This window comes from Alteribacter salitolerans, assembly GCF_016901055.1.
GTDB lineage: Bacteria > Bacillota > Bacilli > Bacillales > Salisediminibacteriaceae > Alteribacter > Alteribacter keqinensis.
In genome coordinates this window covers 132,464-156,617 of record NZ_JAFEUX010000005.1, presented here as the reverse complement: position 1 = coordinate 156,617, position 24,154 = coordinate 132,464, and the positions used below count along the sequence as shown (strand labels likewise).

17 protein-coding genes are annotated in these 24,154 nt (G+C 44.8%); 10 read left to right on the top strand and 7 right to left on the bottom strand.

Features of this window, described 5'->3' with window-relative positions:
- The first annotated feature begins 58 nt into the window (after positions 1–58).
- On the top strand, positions 59–2,446 hold the full coding sequence (locus JSY36_RS11590) for a S8 family serine peptidase (RefSeq protein ID WP_429699425.1): 2,388 nt from the start codon (positions 59–61) through the stop codon (positions 2,444–2,446).
- Positions 2,447–2,760: 314 nt separating this feature from the next.
- The gene (locus JSY36_RS11585; protein WP_336511481.1) at positions 2,761–5,184 is read left to right on the top strand and encodes a S8 family serine peptidase; all 2,424 of its coding nucleotides are present in this window, start codon (positions 2,761–2,763) and stop codon (positions 5,182–5,184) included.
- Positions 5,185–5,656: 472 nt separating this feature from the next.
- Here the strand turns inward: JSY36_RS11585 and JSY36_RS11580 are convergent, their stop codons facing one another.
- Together JSY36_RS11580 and trmB are read right to left on the bottom strand one after the other, a co-directional pair.
- Positions 5,657–6,508, bottom strand: coding sequence for a YtnP family quorum-quenching lactonase (locus JSY36_RS11580; protein WP_205166670.1), 852 nt, complete (start codon positions 6,506–6,508; stop codon positions 5,657–5,659).
- A 70-nt stretch (positions 6,509–6,578) separates the two neighbouring features.
- Positions 6,579–7,220: a tRNA (guanosine(46)-N7)-methyltransferase TrmB gene (trmB, locus tag JSY36_RS11575; protein ID WP_205166532.1), complete on the bottom strand. Its 642-nt coding sequence runs from the start codon at positions 7,218–7,220 to the stop codon at positions 6,579–6,581.
- A gap of 144 nt (positions 7,221–7,364) precedes the next feature.
- On the opposite strand from trmB, the gene JSY36_RS11570 reads away from it, so the two are divergent.
- Together JSY36_RS11570 and JSY36_RS11565 are read left to right on the top strand one after the other, a co-directional pair.
- The gene (locus JSY36_RS11570; protein ID WP_205166531.1) at positions 7,365–7,688 is read left to right on the top strand and encodes a hypothetical protein; all 324 of its coding nucleotides are present in this window, start codon (positions 7,365–7,367) and stop codon (positions 7,686–7,688) included.
- A gap of 67 nt (positions 7,689–7,755) precedes the next feature.
- Positions 7,756–8,055, top strand: coding sequence for a YtzH-like family protein (locus JSY36_RS11565; protein WP_205166530.1), 300 nt, complete (start codon positions 7,756–7,758; stop codon positions 8,053–8,055).
- A 54-nt stretch (positions 8,056–8,109) separates the two neighbouring features.
- Here the strand turns inward: JSY36_RS11565 and JSY36_RS11560 are convergent, their stop codons facing one another.
- A complete protein-coding gene (locus tag JSY36_RS11560) occupies positions 8,110–8,898 on the bottom strand; it encodes a phosphotransferase family protein (RefSeq protein ID WP_236784805.1) in 789 nt (262 codons plus the stop codon).
- A gap of 182 nt (positions 8,899–9,080) precedes the next feature.
- Entirely contained in the window at positions 9,081–11,186 is a 2,106-nt protein-coding gene (gene pulA, locus JSY36_RS11555) for a type I pullulanase (protein WP_205166529.1), read from the bottom strand.
- A gap of 436 nt (positions 11,187–11,622) precedes the next feature.
- On the opposite strand from pulA, the gene glgB reads away from it, so the two are divergent.
- The 5 genes from glgB to JSY36_RS11530 all read left to right on the top strand — a co-directional run bounded on the left by glgB (position 11,623) and on the right by JSY36_RS11530 (position 20,140).
- Positions 11,623–13,548, top strand: a complete 1,926-nt coding sequence (glgB, locus tag JSY36_RS11550; protein ID WP_205166528.1) for a 1,4-alpha-glucan branching protein GlgB — start codon at positions 11,623–11,625, stop codon at positions 13,546–13,548.
- A complete protein-coding gene (locus JSY36_RS11545) occupies positions 13,541–14,686 on the top strand; it encodes a glucose-1-phosphate adenylyltransferase (RefSeq protein WP_122898155.1) in 1,146 nt (381 codons plus the stop codon). Before glgB ends, JSY36_RS11545 begins: the two co-directional genes overlap by 8 nt.
- 220 nt (positions 14,687–14,906) lie before the next feature.
- Positions 14,907–16,016, top strand: coding sequence for a glucose-1-phosphate adenylyltransferase subunit GlgD (gene glgD, locus JSY36_RS11540; RefSeq protein WP_122898157.1), 1,110 nt, complete (start codon positions 14,907–14,909; stop codon positions 16,014–16,016).
- A 244-nt stretch (positions 16,017–16,260) separates the two neighbouring features.
- Positions 16,261–17,730 (top strand): glycogen synthase GlgA, encoded by a 1,470-nt coding sequence (gene glgA, locus JSY36_RS11535; protein ID WP_336511480.1) that lies wholly within the window; start codon positions 16,261–16,263, stop codon positions 17,728–17,730.
- Positions 17,708–20,140 carry a glycogen/starch/alpha-glucan phosphorylase gene (locus JSY36_RS11530; RefSeq protein ID WP_205166527.1) on the top strand — a complete coding sequence of 811 codons (2,433 nt, stop codon included), beginning with the start codon at positions 17,708–17,710 and terminating at the stop codon, positions 20,138–20,140. The genes glgA and JSY36_RS11530 overlap by 23 nt, the downstream gene beginning before the upstream one ends.
- A 74-nt stretch (positions 20,141–20,214) precedes the next feature.
- Here the strand turns inward: JSY36_RS11530 and JSY36_RS11525 are convergent, their stop codons facing one another.
- Positions 20,215–21,060 (bottom strand): hypothetical protein, encoded by an 846-nt coding sequence (locus JSY36_RS11525; RefSeq protein WP_205166526.1) that lies wholly within the window; start codon positions 21,058–21,060, stop codon positions 20,215–20,217.
- 172 nt (positions 21,061–21,232) lie between these two features.
- Positions 21,233–21,778, bottom strand: coding sequence for an RNA 2',3'-cyclic phosphodiesterase (gene thpR / locus JSY36_RS11520; RefSeq protein WP_205166525.1), 546 nt, complete (start codon positions 21,776–21,778; stop codon positions 21,233–21,235).
- Between the two features lie 149 nt (positions 21,779–21,927).
- On the opposite strand from thpR, the gene cysK reads away from it, so the two are divergent.
- The gene (cysK, locus tag JSY36_RS11515) at positions 21,928–22,866 is read left to right on the top strand and encodes a cysteine synthase A (protein ID WP_205166524.1); all 939 of its coding nucleotides are present in this window, start codon (positions 21,928–21,930) and stop codon (positions 22,864–22,866) included.
- 101 nt (positions 22,867–22,967) lie between these two features.
- Here cysK and JSY36_RS11510 read toward each other — a convergent pair whose 3' ends face one another.
- Positions 22,968–24,143, bottom strand: coding sequence for an MFS transporter (locus tag JSY36_RS11510; protein WP_236784803.1), 1,176 nt, complete (start codon positions 24,141–24,143; stop codon positions 22,968–22,970).
- Positions 24,144–24,154: the final 11 nt, after the last annotated feature.

Here is a 24,154-nt window from a genome sequence, read left to right as displayed (position 1 = left end):
TTTTACAGAAAAACTGCGGTTTTGACCAAGTATATCTATCTATTTAGGGGGAATGAAAGTGAAGAGTAATTTGACACGGGTGATGATGTCGTTCCTGGCTGTTTTGCTGATTGTTTCAACCTTTGCGCCGTTTGGTTCTGCAAACAGTGATCGTGAACTTGAGATCGGTGAGCTGTTTGGAAGTTACGACCTTTCTTCAAGTGATGAAGTGACAGTTATTGTCGAGTTGGATGAGCCATCAATCGTTGAAGCAAAAAGTAAAGGTAAATCACAGACTAAAGGAAACTTGCAACGTGTGCGGGAAGACGTAATTGATGACGTACATAGTGCTGCTCCGAACAGTGAAATAAACCGCGAATATGATTATGTATTCTCCGGTTTCTCTGTACAGCTTCCGCAAAATGAGATTGGAAGTTTACTAAGTGTTGACGGCGTAAAAGCCGTTTACCCTGATGTTTTGTATCAGGTGGATGCGTTTGACCCGGAACTGATTGATTCTGAGTCATTTTCTCCAGCCATGATGGAAAGTGCACCTTTTATTGGTGCCGAAGAAGCATGGAAAGACCTTGGAATAACCGGTAAAGGAGTAACGGTCGCCATTATTGATACTGGAGTTGACTACACGCACCCTGACCTTGCCCACGCATTTGGTGACTATAAAGGCTACGACTTTGTTGACAATGACGAAGACCCTCAGGAAGGACCGGGTCAGTACCACGGAACTCACGTAGCTGGTACAGTGGCTGCAAATGGGGCTATTAAGGGAGTTGCACCTGATGCCAGCCTGATAGGGTACCGTGTACTTGGTCCTAACGGTGGTACCACTGCAGATGTCGTTGCCGCTATTGAACTCGCTGTTCAAGACGGCGCAGACATTATGAACCTTTCACTGGGAAATACATTGAACAACCCGGACTGGGCTACTTCCATCGCACTTGACTGGGCTATGGCTGAAGGGGTTGTTGCAGTTACTTCCAACGGAAACGCAGGTCCAAACAACTGGACTGTAGGATCACCAGGTACTTCTCGTGATGCGATTTCTGTAGGGGCTACTCAGCTGCCTTACAAAGTTTTCACAGCTGAAACCACTTCATCTGACGGCGTATCCTATGCTTCTTCAGCTGTACAAGGATTCCCTTCGGAAGAAGAACTGCTGGCTCTTAATGGACAGGACTTTGAACTGGTTGATGTAGGGTTTGGTTCTCCCGCAGAATTTGCCGGGAAAGATTTAGAAGGTAAAATCGCTTTAATCAGCCGAGGGGCAGGAATTCCTTTCGTCGATAAAGCAACAGAAGCCAAAAAAGCCGGTGCTGTCGGTGCTATTCTCTATAATAACGTAGCAGGATCGATGCCGCTTATTCCCGGTATGGATGTTCCTACAATTATGCTGAATCAGGCTGACGGGCAAGCATTGTTGGCAAAAGTAAATGATGTCACTGTTAGTTTTGATATCGAGTTTGCAGGTGCTGTCGGCGAAACAATGGCTGACTTCTCATCACGCGGTCCCGTAACGTTCACGTGGATGATCAAGCCTGACGTTTCTGCACCTGGTGTGAACATTGTAAGTACATTCCCTGGAGAGACATATGCTGCTCTTCAAGGAACGAGCATGTCAGCCCCTCACGTAGCCGGTGCTGCAGCGTTAATTCTTGAAGCACATCCTGACTGGAGTGTAGACAATGTTAAAGCAGCATTAATGAACACTGCAGAAGACATGATCGATCCTGCTACAGGTAAAAGCTATCCTCACAATACCCAGGGTGCTGGAAGTATCCGCGTTCTTGATGCGATCGAGACTGAAACACTCGTTTCCCCTGGATCTTACTCATTCGGTAAATTCGTAAAAGAAAGCGGCCGCCAAGTTGAGAAACAACACTTTGAAATTACGAATCTATCTGATGAGCGTAAACGTTACTCTATTGATGTAGAGTTCCACGATGAAGCTGCGGCTGATGGGATTAAAGTAAACACAAGTAACAACCTTCAAGTCCAGCCTGGTAAAACACAAAAGGTGAACATGAACGTTCAAGTGAATGCAAGCGGGCTTGAGGCAGGCTATTACGAAGCCACAATCACATTAACTGACGGTTCAGATGTTATTGAAGTACCTTCCATCCTCTTTGTAGGAGAGCCTGATTATCCGCGAGTTACCGGCGCATTTATGGGTAAAGAAGCTGACGGAAGCTACTATGTCGGTTCCTACCTTCCAGGTGGAGCAGATGTGATTGAGTATGATATTTACGTTCTCGGACCCGGAAATACAATTGGTGGTTTTGTAGATACGATTGGTTCTTTTGAAAATGTAGAAGCTCCTATCCATGAATTTAACTGGGATGGAACGGTCCAAAACGGAATTAATCTTCCAAATGGCCAGTGGGTTCTCGGTGTATACGTTGAAAAAGCCGGCGTAACAGAATATAAAGCCTATCTCGTAACAAAAAATTAACCACTTAACCTGAGAGACCGCCACGGCGGTCTCTTTTAATGTATATAAAACTATTGTACTAAATAAATTTTAGTATTTACCCAGTTTTATATAGTCATAAAGAACCACATCCCTTATATACCAAACTTTACCTCACATGTAATCATTTTCAGATTTTTCCCACATTTATTACTATTGTCGGACGACTCGACAATATTTTCCCTGTAAACTTTTAGTTAGACGAAAGATTTTGTCAATTAGGGGTGAGAAAAGTCGGTGTTTAATCTCCGCTTTTCAATAACCTACTATTCATCTTAGTATAGGGGGAATTGAACGTGAAATCATTTTTCACAAAATCCATGCTTTCGGTTTTAGCTGTTTTGCTCGTAGCCGGAAGTTTTGCACCACAAGGATCGGCCAACGCGTCCGGCAGTGAACCAGCTGAGCTGTTCGGCAGCTACGATCTGAGCTCTTCTGACAGTGTTACTGTCATTGTTGAACTGGACGAGCCATCTTTACTTGAAGCAAAGCACACAGGTAAAGGACAGACAAAAGGCAACCTACAACAATCCCGCGAGCAGGTGAAAGAAGCCCTTGCTTCCATTTCACCTGACAGCGAAGTAAGTCGCGAATATGACACAGTGTTCTCCGGCTTCTCTGTTGAGATTGCCCAGGAAGACATTGCTTCACTATTAGCAGTTGACGGTGTACAAGCCGTTTATGAAGACGTCCACTATTATGCAAATGAGTTTGACCCTGAGCTCATCGACGAGGAATCTTTCTCCCCGGCCATGATGGACAGTGCACCATTTATCGGTGCTCCTGAAGTTTGGGAAGATCTTGGAGTGACAGGTGAAGGCATCACTGTAGCCATCATCGATACAGGTGTAGACTACACTCACCCGGACCTTGAAAGCTCTTTTGGTGACTATTTAGGATATGACTTTGTTGATAATGATGATGACCCAAATGAAGGACCGGGACAATATCACGGTACACACGTTGCAGGAACTGTTGCTGCAGACGGCGGACCGAACGGTGAAGGTATTGTAGGTGTAGCACCAGACGCGGATCTAGTTTCTTACCGTGTACTCGGACCAAACGGTGGAACAACACAAGATGTTGTCGCATCAATTGAGCTAGCTGTTCAAGACGGTGTTGATGTAATGAATCTTTCTCTTGGAAACAGTTTAAATGATGCTGACTTTGCTACTTCTATCGCACTTGACTGGGCAATGAGAGAAGGCGTGGTAGCTGTTGTTGCCAACGGAAACTCCGGCCCGAACAACTGGACAGTCGGATCTCCTGGTACATCCCGTGATGCCATCAGTGTCGGGGCAACTCAACTGCCATACGATGCATATAATGCAGACATCTTCACTTCTGAAGGAGTAAGCTATCCTTCTGCTGAAATCATGGGCTACCCATCTGTTGAAGAACTTCTTTCCCTTGACGGTGAAGAATTTGAATTTGTGCACGTCGGTCTTGCAGGACCTGGTGACTTTGATGATGTTGATGTAGATGGAAAAATTGCTCTTATCCAGCGCGGGGAATATCCTTTTGTTGATAAAGCAGCCAACGCCAAAGAAAACGGCGCTGTAGGTGCAATCATCTACAACAACGTTGCAGGTGTTCAGCCGGAAGTTCCCGGACTTGCTGTACCGACAATCATGACAACTCTGGAAGACGGTCAAAAACTTCTTGCCGAGCTTGAAGCTGGAAACAACACAGTTACATTTGACATTGAATTTGATCAGGAAGTTCCAGAATCAATGGCAGGCTTCTCTTCAAGAGGACCGGCTGCTCCAACCTTTATGATCAAGCCTGACGTATCTGCTCCTGGAGTAGGGATCATAAGTACAATGCCTGAAGCATTCGGCTATTACGCTTCCTTGCAAGGAACCAGTATGGCAGCTCCGCACGTTGCCGGTGTTGCAGCGCTTATTCTTGAAGCAACTCCTGAGCGTACACCTCAGCAAGTGAAAGCGGCAATCATGAACACAGCTGAGCCTGTTTTGGATCGTGACGGCAACCCGTACCCATTCAACTCACAAGGTGCAGGAAGTGTCCGTCCTTACGATGCCATTACAACTGAAACACTTGTATCACCAGGTTCTCACACGTTCGGTGTATTTGATAAAGATAACGGACGTCAGACAGAGCGCAACCATTTTGAAGTAACAAACCTTTCTGACGAGCGTAAAAGTTATGAAATTGATGTTACTTTCCACGATGGTGAGGATCACATCAATGTAAACACAAGCAACAACCTGAACGTCCAGCCTGGGCGCACTCAAAAAGTAAATACGGTCGTTCAAATTAACGCTTCCGCTCTTGAAGCAGGATACTACGAAGCTACAATCACCCTCACTCATGGTGACGAAGTGATTGAAGTTCCAAGTATCGCGTTTGTAATGGAACCGGATTACCCACGTGTAACACATTTGTTCCTCGGTGTTAACCCAGACGGTACAATCGCCGGTGAAGCTTATCTTCCAGGTGGAGCTGAGTATTTTCAGCTTCAAGTATATGAAGAAGATACAGTGAACCTTGTAGACATTCCATTCACTACGGAAAACCTAAGTGCTGGTTACTTTCAATTTACATGGGATGGTCTAAAAGCTGATGGCAGCGAATTAGCACCAGGTGCCTATGACCTTTATGCTTTTGCCTTAAAGAGTGGTCAAGGTAACCATGCTTACGGCGGTACACTAACCATTGAAGAAAACGGAGAAATCGAACTTGACTTAGCTCAATAATGTTAAAGAGGAAGCCACACATGGCTTCCTCTTCTTTTTCACTCACGCTAATCTTGAGATATCGCAGTAATTCCTGTATTCATTCCCTTTTTTCCTTCAAATAGCCCGCAAGCCAGTCCGGCCCAACTAATTACCACAACAAAAAGAACCCCCTAAAGGGCTCCCGGATTCCGAGAAACCTATGTATTTTGGAGCTTGGATTTCTCGCTTCTTAAAAGAAGTTATAAATATTACTATCTCATAAAATGCATCGTTGTTTTACAAACACGCTTGGTGTGATTAAAAAGAGTGATGAGCCGGGATGTCCGAAGACTCCTGCGGTAGCAGGGGCCAGGCAAGACCCCACAGAGCGTAGCTCGAGGAGGCTTGCCGGCGTCACCGCGGAAAGCGAAGGACATTCCGGCCGCATCAACAATCTCCATTACTAACAGGACAGCCTGAGAGCCCCCTGAAGGGCTCCATCATTAATCCTCTATTCATTTTCCCGGTTTCTGAGAACCGCTTCTTCCACCACATTCTCCTCATTCCACTTTAACGCACGGTATTTATAGTCGTGGTAAAACAGGAACCAGGCATCCCCCTCAATTGCTTCGCCGATATGGGCTTGTTTGGCCCCGATAGAGTCCATTGGGTAATCATCGTATGCCAGAACCCATAACGGGTTTCTGTGAGCGTGTGTAGGCATGATATCGGCCATATGAACGGCTCGTTCTCCTTCACTCTCCAGCTTAAGGATGCTGTGACCGTCACTGTGGCCTCCCGTGTGAACAAGGCGTACTCCCGGAACAGGCTCAACCTCTTCTTTATATGTCTGGACCTGGGAAACAATCGGCTCCCAGTTTTCCTTATAGTACGTCGCTTTTGAACGGATATTCGGAGCCTTCAGCTCTCCCCATTCCGTTTCGTTCACATAGTAAACAGCGTTAGGGAACACAGAGACCAGGTCTTCCCCGGCCCATTCCGACACCCCGCAGGCATGATCAAAATGCATGTGTGTCATCAAAACAATGTGGATGTCCTCAGTGGATAATCCAAGTTCCTTCAGATTTTCCTTCACTTTTGATTCTTGCTCAATTCCGAAGTTACGCTTTTGCTTGTCATTGAACTTCCCGTTGCCGATGCCCGCTTCAACGAGAATATTCTTTCCGTCCAACTGTATAAGCATCGGGTCGGTTCTCAGTTCGATCTGATTTCGTTCGTTTACAGGGTATTTCTTTTCCCAGAGCGGTCTCGGTACGACCCCGAACATGGCACCTCCGTCCATGTGCGTGACGCCTCCGTTTAACCACGTAATCTTAATGTTGCCTACTTCGAGATGTTCCAATGCCATCATTTCATCCCCTTGCGTAAATGTCATTCAGCGAATCGGAGTTCCGGCTGGCACCTGGCAGCGATTACTTTTTCCAGACAGCTTCAAGGCGGTAAATAGGATGGCCTTTTCTTGAGAACTTTTCTTCGTACTCCGTCATTACATTGCCTTCCAAGCCGTCTTCATGAAGGTCCAGGCTGATATTCTTTAACGCAAAGCCAAATTCCGAAAAGCTTTGAAGTGAATATTGAAACAAGATGCGGTTGTCTGTCTTGAAATGGACTTCTCCGCCATCCTTCAATATTTCTACATATTTCTTCAGAAATCCTTCATGTGTGAGCCTTCTTTTCGCATGGCGGTTCTTTGGCCACGGATCGGTGAAGTTAATGAAAAGACGGTCTACTTCATTTTCCCCGAAGAAGTCCGTAATTTCATTAACGTCCTCTTTGAGCATTTTAACGTTAGGGAGCTTCACTTCCTGCATGAGTTCCAATGCACTGATAATGACGCTGTCGTATTTCTCTATGCCAATCACATTAATATCAGGGTGCTGTTCTGCCATCCCTGTCACAAATTGTCCTTTTCCGCTTCCCACCTCTACGTACAGTGGTTCATCATTACTGAAATACTCATTCCACTTTCCTTTATAATCACCGGGATTGGGAATAATAAGGTGGGGATTGTCCGCTATTTCCTGCGGGGCCCAAGGTTTATTTCGAAGACGCATCGTTCATCGTCACTCCATTTCATTCTTTTTACCATACATAACAATACCACAATTTTTTCATTTATTCCTCACTGGCAGGTAAATGATTACATTGTTCAGAAAAAAGGAATAGTACTTCATAATTACAATTGAGGAGGAAGCACAGTGACACAAACCGAAACGATTACCAAACTTAGAAAAATGCTCATTCACATGAAAAATAGAGAGCACACATCAGATAACGACTTTGAAAAAATGCAGACCTATGTAAAAGAGCTCCGTGATGATGAAGTAAATGAAAACTTCGAGGGCAGCATCGTGGAAATGGATGCCTTCATTGATGAAAGAACAAACAGTTCCACCTTAAAAGAACATATCAAACTTCATGAAATGAATATCACCCGCTGGATTGAGGAACTCGAAATGCTGAAAGACGGGGACGGCGGTGTGACCATTGACTACGAACAGCGCGAAGGCAGGGAGATTTAGATACGAATAGAAATATGATTTTCACACAACCTAACGCGTAGAAGACAACATAAAGGATGTGTGAATCATGCCAATGAATTATCATCATCAGCTTCAGCTGCTTATAGACATTTTAAAAAACCAGGACACCGAGCATTACGGGTCCCGTGATGAATATGCCCAAATTGAACGGCTTGCTAAATCCCTTTTGAAGAACAAAGAAATTCAGGAAGAAATCCGTGACCTTCTTATGAACATTGAGCAGTACAGCAGCCGGCATCAGACAACAGGGCAGCTTGAAGCCCTTAACAGCGAAGAGATCCAGCAGTGGATTCAGGGAATTGAAACATCGGAACACAGCTTTCTTTATCCGGACCGCCTAATGTAGAGCCCGTAAAAAAACCTTGTCTCCCGGCTTCGGGATGACAAGGTTTTCCTTTGTTTATACATTCACTTCATTTAACACGTCATAAAGCATGGTATTCCATTTATTTAACTCAACGACCTGCATTTTATCTTTATGCCACATCACGCTTTCGACGCTCTGAGCAATCATATACCAGCTCATGCGCTTCTCCAGATCTCTGGTTAATTCAGCACCGTAGGATGACAGCCACTGCTCCCACTCGTTCCTCGGTACATATAAGTACAATAATGCCGATAAATCAAGAGCAGGATCGGCTACGTTGGCACCATCCCAGTCAATCAGGTACAGAGAGTCATCTTCACTGACAATCCAATTGTTATGGTTCACGTCAGAATGACAAACCACATAGTCCTCAACATTTACTTCCTGTATATTGGAACGGAGCCAGGCGATGGCGTCTTTGACCACCGGGTCAGCCGACCCGGACTGCTTCGCCTTATCTTCAAGGTCTTCAAGGAAGCGACTCGCTGTTAAAGGTTCGTTGCCTAAACGCTTAAACATATCGAGAAGTTCTTTGGAACGGTGAATTTTCCCTAGAAGCCTGCCTATACGACGGGAATTCATATCGTAGGACTTTAATTCCCTTCCGTTCACCCAGCGCTGAGCGGTAATCACATCCCCGCTCTCGAGACGCTTCGTCCAAAGAAGCTTTGGAACAATCCCTTCTGCTGAAAGGACCGCCAAAAACGGTGAAGAATTTCGCTTTATAAAGATTTTTTGTTCGCCCTGTTCCGCAACATAAGCTTCCCCTGTTGCACCACCGGCAGGACGCAAATGCCATCCTTCACCCATCAAGTGTTTCAATCGTTTCACCCTCAATTTCATCGAATCCTGAATCACAGAAGTATTTTTCATCATATCACGAATTGTTTTAAATAAGAAGACACAAAAAGTCTTATATCATTGTAAAGAAGTTTTTCCTTTTCATCAAGAGTCTGTTCTACAAATTTCCTCTTGATTGCCAGATCTTCATTAATCACATGATACTACCCGCGTGCTTTTTTCAGCACAACCAACTCGTAGGGTTCAATTTCCGAATGATCCCCGATGATAAAAGAGGTTGATGAAACGGTTGCTACATGATTACTGATCAGTTTATCCCACCGCCCCGGTGAAGGCAGATAAAGAGGAAAACGCTTTTTCGTCGGATTAATGAAAACAGCAATGTCTTCCGAGTCGCCGAGTAAAAGGTATCCAAACACAGGTGCCGGACTTTGCAGGATATGGAGGCGTCTTTGAATATCATTTTTATTATCAAGACGAAAAACAGGATACTCCCGGCGGATATTGATCAGAGACTTGATGAATTGAATATTTGCTTTCTCTGCTTCCCGTTGCGTCCAGTCAAGCTTATTAATGTCATCCCCGGATATATAGCTGTTTTCGTCTCCTTTTTTTGTTCTGAACCACTCCTGCCCTGCATGGAGGAAAGGAATGCCCTGACTCAGCAGCGTCAGTCCGGTAGCCAGCTGGTGTATCCGTTTTTTCTCTTCCTCGGTCTCCGTCTCATTTGTGTTTTGCAGGCGATCCCATAAAGTGTGATTATCGTGGCACTCTACATAGTTCACCGACTGCCCCGGGCTTTCCACCTTACGATCACCAAAATCATCACGGCAGGAGCCGGAAACCAGCTGTGGCAGCCGTTCGATAAAACGCCCGTGGCCATTGGCAAAACCTGCATCATGCATAAAGAACAATTGCCCTTTTATACTGTCCCGGTAAAAATCATTGAAGAAACTCACTCCGGGAAGATGGTAGGACTTATCCATCGTAGCTTTTTGCTCCGAATGAAGCGGTGTATCCAAGTCCCACCCTTCTCCAAGAAGCAGGATCGTCTGGTTGTATTCATTACAGAGAGTGCGGATCTCCCTCATCGTTGCGATGTCCATTGCACCCATAAGATCGAACCTGAAACCGTCCACCCGGTACTCATCAAGCCAGTATGCGACAGAATCCAGGATAAACTTCCGCACCATTTTCCTTTCCGTTGCCAGATCATTTCCCACACCAGTGCCGTTCCCCGGTGATCCGTCCCCGTGATACCTGAAATAGTAACCGGGAACAAGCTTATGAAAAGGAGAATCTTCTTTCACAAATACATGATTATACACGACATCCAAAATGACATTCAGCCCGTTGTTGTGGAAGGACTGAATCATTTCCTTACATTCGCGGATTCTTGTAAGAGGGTTATTTACATCTGTTGCGTAACTGCCTTCCGGAGCCTGAAAGTACAGAGGATCATACCCCCAGTTATACTGCATATGTGGCTCCCTCTCATCTACACGGGCAAAATCATTGACCGGAAGCAGCTGTACATGGGAACACCCCAGTTCTTTAATATAGGACAGGCCTGTCAGACTGTTGTCCTTTGTAACCGTATGTTCCTCTGTAAGACCTTTAAACTTCCCTCTTGCCTTGATTCCTCCGGCAGGGTCAATGGTTGCGTCCCTGATGTGAAGTTCATAAATAATGGCATCCTCAGCCCTGGTGAAATCAGGAGAGTCATGCTCTGTAAAATGATCTGGATTTGTTTTGTTTAGATTAACAACGACGCTTTCTTTACTATTTGCTGTAAGTGATTTCGCGTAAGGATCATTTACTTTGATTACTTTTCCGTTGATGGCCACTTCGTATTGATAGGGAACTTTATTCAAATCTCCCTTTACCGCAGTAAACCAAACCCCTTTTTTACTTTTTTTCATTTCAAAATATTTATTATTTAAATATAATTTCACATTCGATGCTGTAGGTGCCCAGACTGAAAACTTCGTCTGATCTTTTGAATAATGCGCACCTAATGCCGTATGGGTGTCTGTAAAGTGGTCCTCAAACCAATCTGTCCGTACTACAGACCCTGCAAATACAGGGAAGTGCTCATCTCCCCACACCAGTGTTGCTTCTTTCCCTACCGGCAGTGGTTCTGCGAACAGAATCGACGCAGTATGGGATAAGTGCGTCTCTTCCAGGCGTCCCCGAAGTTTGTTTCCTTCCCAGATCAACGATGGCGTTTTATCAAGCAGTGCATCAATATTGTCAGCGTTTACTGTTAGTCGTGTCACATCATCAATCCAAGCTACAGACTTTTCCAATGGGATTCCTCTTTTCACCTTGATTTTCTATTAATGTATACGATAAACCTCTTAATAAATAACTGTTTAATAAGGGCTGGAGACATATTTTCATATGATCTTATAATCCTTCTCTGATAATACCATAGCCATAATTCGGAACCTTCAAACAACTGTAAGCGGTTACAAATAAAAATGTATATATACTCATTGTTATGGGCCGATAATTTATTCGACATCATTCCTTATATAGCAACAAAAATTATAAAAATCGCTTGAAAAATTTTAATATTATTTACGCAGGAAGTCTGTTAAATTAGGAGAATAGTATAAAAACTGTTGGTCTGACCCGGCTCATTTCCGAGGTCTTGAATCCGGGACACGCCAAATCAAGCAAAATAGTAAAAATGAATGATTATTCACTAAGGTGTTTATTTAAGAAAGGAGCTTGTCGCAGTTGTACAACATCTCAGAACAAGACGTGTACCTTTTTCATCAGGGGACACATTATCAATGCTATCGATTCATGGGCTGTCATAAGATCGAATTTGAAGGAAAAACCGGGTACCGATTTGTCGTTTGGGCACCAAATGCAAAGGACGTTTGTGTTGCCGGTGATTTTAATGACTGGAATGGCCGTGAGCATTCTCTTGCCCGCTTGAATGAGCAGGGATTGTGGACCGGTTTCTTTACGGATATCCCTTCTGGTGCGCCTTATAAGTACAGCATTACACCATATTCCGAAGGCTCTTTTCTGAAGAGTGATCCCTATGCTTTCTTTTCAGAGGTTAGGCCGAACACCGCTTCCGTAACCCCGGAATCAGATGAGTACAATTGGCAGGACAGCGAATGGACTGAGGAAAGAAAATCCTATAATCCTTATGAATCCCCCGTGAACATCTATGAAGTTCACGCAGGTTCATGGAAAACCCATGAAGACGGTACGCTGTACACGTACCGGGAGCTTGCAAAAGAGCTCATCCCTTACGTGAAATCTCTCGGGTATACACATATTGAACTTTTACCTCTTGCTGAGCACCCCTTTGACCTCTCATGGGGTTATCAGATCACCGGCTACTATTCGGTGACCAGCCGCTACGGTGCTCCGGAAGACTTTAAATACTTTGTTGACCAATGTCATCAGAACGGCCTCGGTGTCATTATGGACTGGGTTCCCGGTCATTTTTGTAAGGATGATCACGGCCTGAGGCTGTTTGACGGGTCCCCTCTATATGAATATAGCGATTCAAGTAAATCAGAAAAACGCAGCTGGGGGACATTGACTTTTGACTTTGGCAGACCGGAAATCCAAAGCTTCCTTATCTCCAACGCGATTTTCTGGATGAACGAATATCATATGGACGGTATGCGTGTTGATGCCGTTGCAAGCATGCTTTACCTGAATTTTGACAAAGGCGACGATGAAGAAAAGATCTTCAACTCTTATGACGGAGAAGAAAATCTTGAAGCGATGGCTTTTATCCGGAAATTAAACGAAGTTGTATTCCAATATTTCCCGAACAGTCTGATGATGGCAGAGGACAGCTCTGATCTTCCCATGGTCACAGCTCCTACCTATCAGGGCGGACTGGGCTTTAATTTTAAATGGAACATGGGCTGGATGAACGACACGCTTGAATATATGGAGCATGACCCTCTTTATAGAAAGTGGCATCACCAGCTTCTCACTTTCTCGTTTATGTATACCCATTCCGAAAACTTTATCCTTCCTTTATCACATGATGAAGTCGTTCACGGAAAAAAAGCGTTATTGGATAAAATGCCCGGTGACCAGTGGCAGCAATTTGCAAGCCTTAGATTACTGTACGGGTACATGATGGCCCATCCGGGAAAAAACCTTCTCTTTATGGGTGGTGAGTTTGGCCAGTATGCCGAGTGGAAAGATCAGGAACAGCTTGACTGGCACCTGTTTGATTACCCGCTTCATAAATCAATGTACAACTATGTCTCAAAACTGAACCATTTCTATCTTGAAAATGGTGCCCTGTATGAGCAGGACCATAACCATAAAGGATTCGAATGGATCGATCCTCATAATATCGATCAAAGCATCGTCTCTTTTATCCGACGAGGAAAGAAAGCAGATGACGAGCTGATAATTTTATGTAATTTTACCCCGAACGTCTCGTACGATTATAAAATCGGCGTACCGCGGCCGGGTAAATATAGAGAAGTATTTAACTCAGACGATCAGGAATTCAGTGGCTCGAACCAAGTAAACACCGAAGTACATTTTACTAATCCGGAAAAATGGCATGGTCACTCACAGCATATCAAGGTGAAAGTTCCCCCGCTGGCCATCTCCATTTTTAGAAAAATCGATGAAGGGGAATCCAAAGGAGGAGGAATAACATATGGGTAAAAAAGAATGCGTAGGTATGTTGTTGGCAGGAGGAGAAGGAAAACGTCTCGGTTTACTTACAAAAGATCTGGCAAAACCAGCTGTTCACTTTGGAGGTAAATACAGAATTATTGATTTTACCTTAAGCAACTGTGCAAACTCGGGGATCCACACTGTAGGGGTTCTCACACAGTACTCTCCTCTTGAATTAAACAAACACATCGGAATCGGAAAGCCGTGGGATCTTGACCGCCAGGAAGATGGCGTTTCAATCCTTTCACCTTATACCGCCAAGAAAGGCGGCAGCTGGTATTCAGGAACAGCTGATGCCATTTATCAGAACATTCACTTTATTGACCGGTATGATCCGGAGTATATTCTTGTTATTTCCGGTGATCACATTTATCAGATGAATTATCAGAAACTTCTAAAACATCACAAAGAACAGGAAGCTGATGCAACAATCAGTGTAATTGAAGTGCCATGGGATGAAGCTTCACGCTTTGGCATCCTGAATACTACGGATGATCTCAGAATCTATGAATTTGATGAGAAGCCTGCCAAACCGAAAAACAATCTGGCATCCATGGGAATTTATATTTTCAACTGGAAAGCACTTAAGAGCTATCTGCTTGAAGATGCGAAGAATCCGACTTCTTCACACGACTTTGGCAAGGATATCATTCCGGCCATGGTGGCAGATGACCGCCGTCTCTTTGCCTACCAGTTTGAAGGCTACTGGAAAGATGTCGGAACGGTTCAGAGCTACTGGGAAGCGAACATGGACCTCCTGGAACTGGATGAAATGGTGTCATTGAGCAACCGGGAGTGGCGTACGTACTCCCACGATTCAAACTACCCGCCTCAGTACATTAACGGAAATACGAATATTACCAACTCATACATCAACTCCGGCTGCTGGATTCGAGGAACGGTAGAACGCTCGATTTTATTCGAAAACGTGGAAGTTGATTCAAAGAGTACAATCAGACAGTCCATCCTCCATCCCAGGGTGAAAATCGGAGAAAACAGTGTGATTGAACGAGCGATTATTAAAGAAGACACAGTGGTTCCTCCAAACTCCTATATCTGCACACCAGAAGGAGAAGAACCGTTTGTCATTGATAACGAAAATGTAGGTGTAGTAACCGTTAAATAAGGAACAAAAGTGCAATTGGTCACGAGCGTCAAGGCTTTCATTCAATCAAATCCAAGCCGCTTTTTGGCTTAAGCTGATGGAATGAAATGACCTCGAGCTCGCAGGCGCTGGAGCTGGACGTGGAAAAGTTTCGTCATAAAGTCATTTTAAAGGTTTATAAACAACAACACAAAAAATCCGTAACCTGACTGCTTCAGCTAAAAAAAAGGAGGAACTCCATATGGAATCCATGATGGGCTTAATCAACCTGGAACATGAACACGACTTTCTAAATGAACTTACTTACTTTCGATGCGGTGCTGCCGTTCCTTTCGCAGGGCGTTACCGTTTAATTGATTTCACACTTTCCAATATGGTCCGCTCCGATGTGCAGGATATTGCCATTTTCACACGGAACAAATACCGGTCATTGATGGACCACCTTGGAACAGGCGCAGACTGGGAGCTTGACCGCAGACATGGAGGGCTCTTCATATTGCCCCCTGACTGGAATGACCCGACTGATATTTCCAAAGGGGATTTGAGCCATTTTCATAATAACCGTGATTACTTTAACCGGGGAAAATCCAACTATGTGATTATCAGCGGCAGCCAGTATCTCTCGAATGCCGACTATAAGGATGCCTTTGACTATCACCTTGAACGCGGGGCTGATGTGACTCTGATTACAACCCGTGTAAAAGAACTCGGGCCTGAACACGAACCCTGCCAGCGGATTGTACAGGACGACCAGGGCTGGGTATCTGATATAACAAACGAACTGAACAACACGAACGTTTATACAGGTGTCTACATTATCAGCAAGAGTCTCCTGATGGAGCTTGTCGATGAGTGTATCGCACATCATAAAGACCATTTTTTCCTGCATGGTATTAAAGATAACCTTGAGCGCCTTAATATCCAGACGTTTGAACACACAGGGTATTCCGCTTTCATCAATTCTGTGGAAAGCTTTTACCGTAACAATATGAATCTCCTTAACCCTGAAAATTACAAAGAGCTCTTTTACCAGAACTCCTTTATTAAAACAAAGATCAGTAATGAACCGCCGACAAAATACAATGACATCTCGGAAGTAAAGGACTCCCTTCTTGCCAACGGATGTGAGATTAATGGCGAAGTGGAAAACAGTATTCTCTTTCGCGGTGTAAAAGTAAAGCCCGGTGCAAAAGTGATTAATTCCGTCATCATGCAGCGTTGCACGATTGAAGAAGGCGTTCACCTTGAGAACGTTATACTGGATAAAGATGTGACAGTGACGGAAGGGCAGACCTTCATCGGCTCACATGAAAAGCCGTTTGTCGTAGCCAAACGAAAAGTGATGAGCTAATTAAAATGGTGTGTTAAAGGCGATTATTAATGATCAGGCGGCCCTGAAAAAACATTGGGAAGAATGTTATACCCTTCATTGAGATTCAGCTTCGTAAAACGGAATACGCTCCCTTTCCAGAGTCTCGCCTGACTCCACTTCCGAGCCTGCAGCGAAATTCAACAGCAATCAGTTCCAAAAGTGCAATTAAATTACGAAACGGGTGCCCAAGACAAACTGAGGGGCACCCCGGAGAGGAGAAACGATGATGACAAACGTTTTATTTACAGCATCGGAATGTACCCCATTCATTAAAACAGGAGGATTAGCCGATGTCATCGGTTCCCTCCCACAATCCATTAATAAAACGACCAATTCCCATGTTAAAGTGATGCTTCCTTTATATGACGAAATCCCGGATCACTGGCAGACCCGGATGGAACTCGTAGCAACCATCAATGTTCCGGTCGGCTGGCGTAATCAGGAGGCTTCCATATTCACGCTGGAACACAACGGCGTGGATTACTTTTTTATTTCCAACGACTATTATTTCACCCGAAAAGGGGTATATGGATATTATGATGATGGCGAACGTTTTGTGTTCTTCAGCCGCGCCGTTATTGAAGCTCTGCCTTATCTGAATTTTACACCGGACGTAATTCATGCCCATGACTGGCAGACGGGACTTGTCTGTGCTTTTGCTAAGATTCTTCAACCTTTGGAAAACCTGAAAACGGTATTTACGATTCACAACATCCGGTATCAGGGAGTTATGCCCCACACGATGTTTGGGGAAATGTTTAACTTGTCCATGGATCACTTTGGCGGCATGGAATGGAACGGCATGCTCAACTGCATGAAGAGCGGTATATTTCACGCGGATAAAGTCACTACCGTAAGCCCTAGCTATGCAGAAGAAATTAAGGATCCTTATTACGGGGAAGGCCTTCACTCCCTTCTTCAGGAACGCTCTGAGGACCTGACAGGTATTATCAACGGGATTGATACAAACGATTACCACCCGCTGAAAGATCCGTATATCGTCTCCAACTACCGTCATTCAAGAGGAAAAAAGAAAGAAAACAAAGAATACCTGCAGGATATATTCGGTCTTCCGGTAGATGGAGAAAAACCTCTATATGTCATTATTTCAAGGCTTGTGGAGCAAAAAGGATTCCACCTTGTCCAGCATATTCTTGATGAGTTTCTCCAGGAGGATGTACAGGTAGCTGTACTTGGCACAGGCGAAGGTGAATTCGAAGGGTTCTTTTATCATGCCCAGGAACGACACCCGGAACGTCTGGCAGTCAGGCTGACATTTGATGAAAAGCTGGCACGTCAGATGTATGCGGCAGCAGATTTCTTTATTATGCCTTCCCAATTTGAACCATGCGGTCTTACACAGCTTATTGCCCTTCAGTACAAAGCCGTGCCTATTGTCCGTGAAACAGGCGGCCTGAAGGATACCGTCCAGTCCTTTAATGAAATAACCGGAGAAGGTAATGGTTTTAGTTTTACAAACTATAACGCACACGAGCTTCTGGAAGCACTCAAATATTCCCTAAGCGTTTATCACAACCCGATTCAGTGGATTCAACTGTTAAAAAACGTGAACAAAAGCCAGTTCAGCTGGAAAGAATCGGCTAACCAGTATATTCGTCTTTATGCCGAGTTCGAAACAGCCAACATATATTCTCAGGGAGTGATAGACGTTGCCACACTTGACAACCGATAAATGGATCGAAGCCATCAAGCATAAAACAGAGAAAGTCGGAGGTATTTCCATCGGCGAAGCCTCCGAGAGAGACTTGTTTTACGCCATATGCGCCATTGCTAGTGAAGAAATGAACAAGAACTGGATAGATACACAGGAAAAATACAGAGAAACCGAATGCAAGCAGGTTTATTACCTGTCAATGGAGTTTCTTGTGGGACGTCTTCTGGAAAGCAATCTCCTTAACAGCGGTATGCTGAATGAATGTAACTCCGCACTTGAGGCAATGGGCTTCGACCCGGAGAAAGTGTACAGTGTTGAGCCGGACGCAGGCCTGGGAAACGGGGGGCTCGGTCGTCTTGCTGCCTGTTTTCTTGAATCCATTGCTTCCTTAAAGTTCCCCGGACACGGATGCGGAATCCGCTACCGTTACGGCCTGTTTGAGCAGCGTATTATCCACGGCCACCAAGTCGAGCTCCCTGACTACTGGCTGAAGGAAGATTATCCATGGGAAACGAGAAAAGCAGAAGAAGCCGTCGACATCCATTTCGGCGGTGACATCCATATGTTTAAGAAAAATGACGGGACACTTGAGTTTAAGTACGAAAACACCGATAAAGTTACAGCCGTCCCTTATGACGTGCCGGTTGTCGGTTATCAGAACCAGGTGGTTAATTCACTCAGGCTGTGGAGTGCGGAATCAAATTCCGGTTCGTCCGACCTTCTTACGAGCAAAAGCTCCCAGTACTTTCACCACCTGGATCACAAGCACTCTATAGAGCAGATATCCGGCTTTTTATACCCTGATGATTCCGGATATGATGGAAAGATACTCAGGTTAAAACAACAATATTTCCTTGTGTCATCAAGCTTAAAGAGCATCATCCGCCAGTTCAAAAAGAATGGCCGCCATTCACTGATGCACCTTCCGGATAGAGTCGTTATTCAAATTAACGACACACATCCGAGCCTTGCTGTACCTGAGCTGATGCGTATTCTAATGGATGAAGAGCGATTCGGGTGGGACGATGCCTGGGAGATTACAACGAAAACGATTGCCTACACCAATCATACAACCCTGAGTGAAGCTCTTGAAAAATGGCCTCAGGATATGGTGAAGTCCCTCCTCCCACGCCTTCATATGATTATTTATGAAATCAATGAGCGTTTTTGCAGGAAAGTTTGGGAAGATCACCCTGAGCTTCGTGACAAAATTCATGAGCTTGCGATCATTGCAGATAATCAGGTACACATGGCACGCCTCGCTATTGTAGGAAGTTTCAGCGTAAACGGCGTAGCGAGACTGCACACTGAGATTCTGAAGAAAAAAGAAATGAGCAATTTTTACACGTTGTTTCCTGAACGCTTTAACAATAAAACAAACGGCATCACCCACAGGCGCTGGCTGCTTCAGGTTAACCCGGAGCTGTCCACGTTAATCAGTGACGTCATCGGTCCTCAGTGGATACAGAGGCCGAATCACCTGATCAGCCTCCTCCGGTATTCCAATGATGTTCCTTTCCTGGAACGGGTGTCGGAAGTGAAGCTGCAGAATAAAGCACGTCTCGCTCAGTTTATTCATGAGAAGACGGGAATTGTTGTTGACGAACATTCCATCTTTGACGTTCAGATCAAACGATTGCACGAGTATAAAAGGCAGCTGTTAAACATCTTCCACGTTATTCATTTATACAATGAACTTAAGGACAATCCGAGCCTGGATATTACTCCCCGGACCTTTATTTTCGGGGCGAAGGCAGCACCAAGCTACTACTTTGCAAAGGAAGTCATCAAGCTCATCAACCGGATGGCGTCGATCATTAACAACGATACGAGTATCCAGGGAAAATTAAAGGTCGTTTTCCTTGAAAACTACAACGTGAGCCTGGCAGAAAAAATCATTCCGGCTACAGATATCAGTGAACAGATTTCCACTGCCAGTAAGGAAGCTTCAGGTACCGGTAATATGAAAATGATGATGAACGGGGCGCTTACAGTAGGAACCCTCGACGGTGCCAACATTGAAATCCGCGACCTCGTCGGTGACCGGAACATCTTTATTTTCGGACTCACTGCTGATGAGGTTCACGACTACTACCAAAACGGCGGTTATGTAGCCCGGGATATTTACCATACGGATGAACGGGTCCGACGTATTCTGGATCAGCTTAATGAAGGGGCGTTCGGCTCACAGGAAATCGAATTTAAAGATATTTTTTATCACATCCTGTACCATAACGATCCTTACTTTGTTCTCAAAGACTTTGATGCCTACATTGAAACCCACGAGCTTGTGGAGCAGGCATACCGCAACCAGCCGAAATGGATGAACATGAGTATGACGAATATTGCCTATTCGGGCAAATTCTCAAGTGACCGGACTATTCAGGAATATGCATCGGAGATTTGGAAGCTTAAGAGAATGGACTAATCAAAAAAAGGCACAGAAGAGGGAAGATCCTCTCTTCTGTGCCTTTTAGATTACCCGTTTCCTGCAGAAGGGCATCAGGAGAGTCTGTCTGTTTCCTCCTGAAAGTCTGCTCTAGGCTCCGCAGTGGTGTCACAATGTCTTAATAAAAGTTCTGTAACTTTTAACTGCTGATGTTTTATCGGTGATTTATTACGCTGTAATTTTTCATACCAGGCTGGAAAAGTACGTTTGTCGATCACGGTTAAGGATGAATCGTTACGGGGCAGATCGATAAAGCTGTCCTTCGCTATGACAACTGTTTTTACCGGGTAGGAAATGTCGTTCCCAGCCAGGATCTCCTGAATAACAGACCTCATCCGCTTGATTGATACCTGTGGGTGCACAAGCTTTTCTTCATAAGGCTTTTGCTCTTTAATCCAGAACCGGTCGTTCAATGGTTTAAAGATGGCATTCCCATCCCCTTCCAAAGCATGGACAAGCCAGACCTCGGTGGGGGTTACAATCATCACTTCCATCTCTACTTGGGCTTTACGGACATTCATTACAGGTCGGTAAAAAATCATATACGTATCGGGAAGGGTCTTTGTGAGCATAGCGAGAAATGAATCGTATTTAAGCGATTGTTTCACATGAGATTTCTCACTGATTGTGGAGCTTGCCCATGTGAGCTGAAACGCATACAGCTCTTCCATAAACGCTTTCTTAAGAGCCTCCAGAGAGGATATGGGCTTATTCAACAGAGGAGTAAATGCATCCTCCTCTGCCTGCGGCTCGCCATTGATCTCTTTTTTATTAAGAAAAGGGATCCATTTTTTCCAGGTGCTCCTCCCCTCCCCTTCCACGTTATAGCTGGAGTTCACGATTTCTTCGTAGTTATAGGTGCTGAGGTGATGTCTTCTTCTCTGCCAGTCTGCCTTCAATCTTGCCCACCTGTCGGATTTCAATCGGTGAAAGCGGCTTGAATATCTATATACATCCATTTCATATCTGGAAACACAATCAGTTAGCTTAACGAGCTGAGCCATCCTGTTCTCCTCTCACATTCCATTCTGAAGTGATATGCTTTATTTTACCATAAGGAGTACACTGAGGTTATTGCAGAATAATCCGATCAACCGCTTTATATCTTGGAGACGAGTGGGGGTGTATTTCATACAGGACCACTTCTTCTGCATCCCATCCCATTTCTGGAAGCTCCATTGAAAGGTTTTGAAGCCTTAATGGCTTTTCCCCTTTGTATCCTTTTGCCAGTGTAATATGAGGCGTAAAAGGTCTTTCTTCCACAGGGAATTCATGTCTTACAGCCAGGTCCCTGATCTTCTTCTGCAGGGTCATGAGAGGCTTGGAGTATGACATTCCTGCCCAGAGGACCCTCGGTTCTGCCGGTCGTCCAAATGAATTGATTTCCCTTAACGTCAGAGCCGGACTTTCTTCTTTACTGAGCTTCGTCTTAAGCTCTTCCCATAGTTTCGTTCTTTTTGCAGAATCCCAGCCTCCGAAAAAAAGAAGTGTAATATGGAAATCATCTGGATGAATGACCGTTTTAAAACGAACGTCTGCTTCAAAATGTTCCTGGGCTTCCAGGAGTGGCTGGACAATTTTTTCCGGTACAGGAATTGCAATAAAATAATGGGACATGCAAATACCTCCTTTTGTCAGTAAATATACGGTATGATAAAATAAGAACTGTTTAATTCCGATTTGCTCGATACGATTTAATGGGAAATGGTTTTACAGTTAGTTTTCATCATAAATGAAACTTCATGCAAGAAGAAAGGATGACAGTGATGAAAGTTGTAGAAAACATGGCAGAACTTATCGGTGATACACCTCTTGTAAAGCTTCAAAAGCTCGCTCCCGAGGGAGGCGCTGATGTTTACCTGAAGCTTGAATTTATGAACCCCAGCGGCAGTGTAAAAGACCGGGCTGCCTTCAACATGATCCGTCAGGCTGAAAAAGACGGTCATCTTAATGAAAACAGTGTTATTATCGAGCCTACATCAGGCAATACAGGTATCGGCATTGCCATGAACACGGCAGCCCGCGGGTACCGCACAATCTTAACGATGCCCGACACGATGAGCCAGGAGCGCATCAATTTATTAAAAGCCTATGGCGCTGAGGTTGTACTCACACCAGGTGATAAAAAAATGCCCGGTGCTATCGAAAAAGCTCACGAGCTTGTAAAAGAAATTCCGAACAGCTTCATGCCTATGCAGTTTGAAAATGCAGCAAATCCCGATGCCCACCGTAAAACAACAGCACACGAAATTAAAGAAGGCATGGATCAAATCGGTAAAAATCTGAGCGCCTTTGTTGCAGCTTCCGGTACAGGCGGGACCATTACCGGAACAGGTGAGGAACTTAAAAAGTTCTATCCTGAAGTAAGCGTTCACGTTGTTGAGCCTAAGGGCTCCCCTGTCCTTTCAGGCGGCAAACCAGGGCCTCATAAGCTGGTCGGGACAAGTCCGGGATTTGTTCCACCGATACTAAATGAAGACGTCTATGGTGAGATCTTTACCGTAACAGATGAGGATGCTTATGATATCACACGCCGTTTATCCCGTGAGGAAGGTATTCTAGTAGGCCCGTCTTCCGGTGCTGCCTGCTATGCTGCACTTGAAGTAGCTAAACGTCTGTCTTCTGAAGATGTGGTCGTAGCGATCGCCTGCGACACCGGTGAGCGTTATCTCTCCACTGATTTATTCGTATTCGACGGACAATAATGTATCGAAAATACAATAAGAATCTGCCCGAAAGGTTTTACTCCTTTCGGGCAGATTTTTATATTCAGTGTGTTTATGGAAAATAGAAACGATCACAGTTTTTATATTATCTTCTTTTCCATCCTCATGATCACAAGGAGCAGGAGTGCTCCTATGAGCGTTAATACTCCGTAAAACAGGTATACATACAAAATGTCCTGCCAGTCAATGATTAATCCCGCAAAGAAGGTAAAGAAGAAGGCACCAAGCCCGTTACCTACAGCAGCATATAAACTCACTGCCGTTGCCTTCACTTCTTCAGGTGCCAGGTTACGCACGTACTGAAGAGCAGCCGGGATAAACAAACCGATACTCAATCCCTGTATTACTGTTGTCATGTAGATGATTTCCGGAGACGGTCCAAGGAAATAAAAGAGCCAGCGGAGGCCGGAAACAAGAGCAGCCACAAACAAGATAACCATGATTCCCTGTCTCTGAATGAGCTCCCCTGCCCAGCGCATAAACGGGATTTCACTCCCAGCTGCTAAAAGAAACGCCAGTCCGACACCGGCAAGAGATCCTCCGGCAAACTGAATAAGAAGTCCAAAGTAAAAATTGTTGGCCATAATCGGTCCGAATACGAGAAACGTTACGACTAAAAATAAAACAAACCGGGGTACCTTAATGAGACTCTTCAATCCTGAGAAAAGTTCTACCCTCGGAAGAGCAGATTCCTTTGGCATTTTAAGAGCAAAGTAGGCACTGATCCACAAAATCAGGGCAAAAGCATAAAAAATGATCGATGGGCCAAACCAGTCGGAAAGGTTACCCATAACCCATACCGACAATGCGAAACCTGCTGCTCCCCACATGCGGATCCGTCCGTAGTCTCCTCCGTTTTTATGAACGTGATTCATAACCATACTGTCTGACAGAGGGATAATCGCACTTTGGAAAAGGGCAAGAAAAGCTGCGATGAAAACGAGGACCGGATAAACCTCCGTTGTCGTATACATCAGACCAATGGCCCCGGTCCCAATAGCGGCAATCGTCAGTAATATCCTCGGGCTTCTCGTATAATCACTGATCATCCCCCATAGGGGCTGAGCGACGAGCATGGTAATCGGCCCGATGGACATGATCGTTCCTATCTGACCTCCGGAAAGCCCTACCTCGTTTTGCAGGTAAACACTTAAAAGGGGGAAGAGGCCTCCGATTGCGAAGAAAGATAAAAAGTAAAACATCCGCATATGAAACAGCACGGGCTTGTGTTTTTGAATAACTTGTTCCTTCAACATTAACAGCAACC

Bases quoted from the DNA above. Each gene is read 5' to 3' on its own strand.
- trmB (WP_205166532.1), bottom strand. From the start codon at position 7,220: ATGCGTCTTCGAAATAAACCTTGGGCCCCGCAGGAAATAGCGGACAAT.
- JSY36_RS11565 (WP_205166530.1), top strand. From the start codon at position 7,756: ATGCCAATGAATTATCATCATCAGCTTCAGCTGCTTATAGACATTTTA.
- JSY36_RS11545 (WP_122898155.1), top strand. From the start codon at position 13,541: ATGGGTAAAAAAGAATGCGTAGGTATGTTGTTGGCAGGAGGAGAAGGA.
- glgD (WP_122898157.1), top strand. From the start codon at position 14,907: ATGGAATCCATGATGGGCTTAATCAACCTGGAACATGAACACGACTTT.
- glgA (WP_336511480.1), top strand. From the start codon at position 16,261: ATGATGACAAACGTTTTATTTACAGCATCGGAATGTACCCCATTCATT.
- thpR (WP_205166525.1), bottom strand. From the start codon at position 21,778: ATGTCCCATTATTTTATTGCAATTCCTGTACCGGAAAAAATTGTCCAG.
- cysK (WP_205166524.1), top strand. From the start codon at position 21,928: ATGAAAGTTGTAGAAAACATGGCAGAACTTATCGGTGATACACCTCTT.
- JSY36_RS11510 (WP_236784803.1), bottom strand. From the start codon at position 24,143: ATGTTGAAGGAACAAGTTATTCAAAAACACAAGCCCGTGCTGTTTCAT.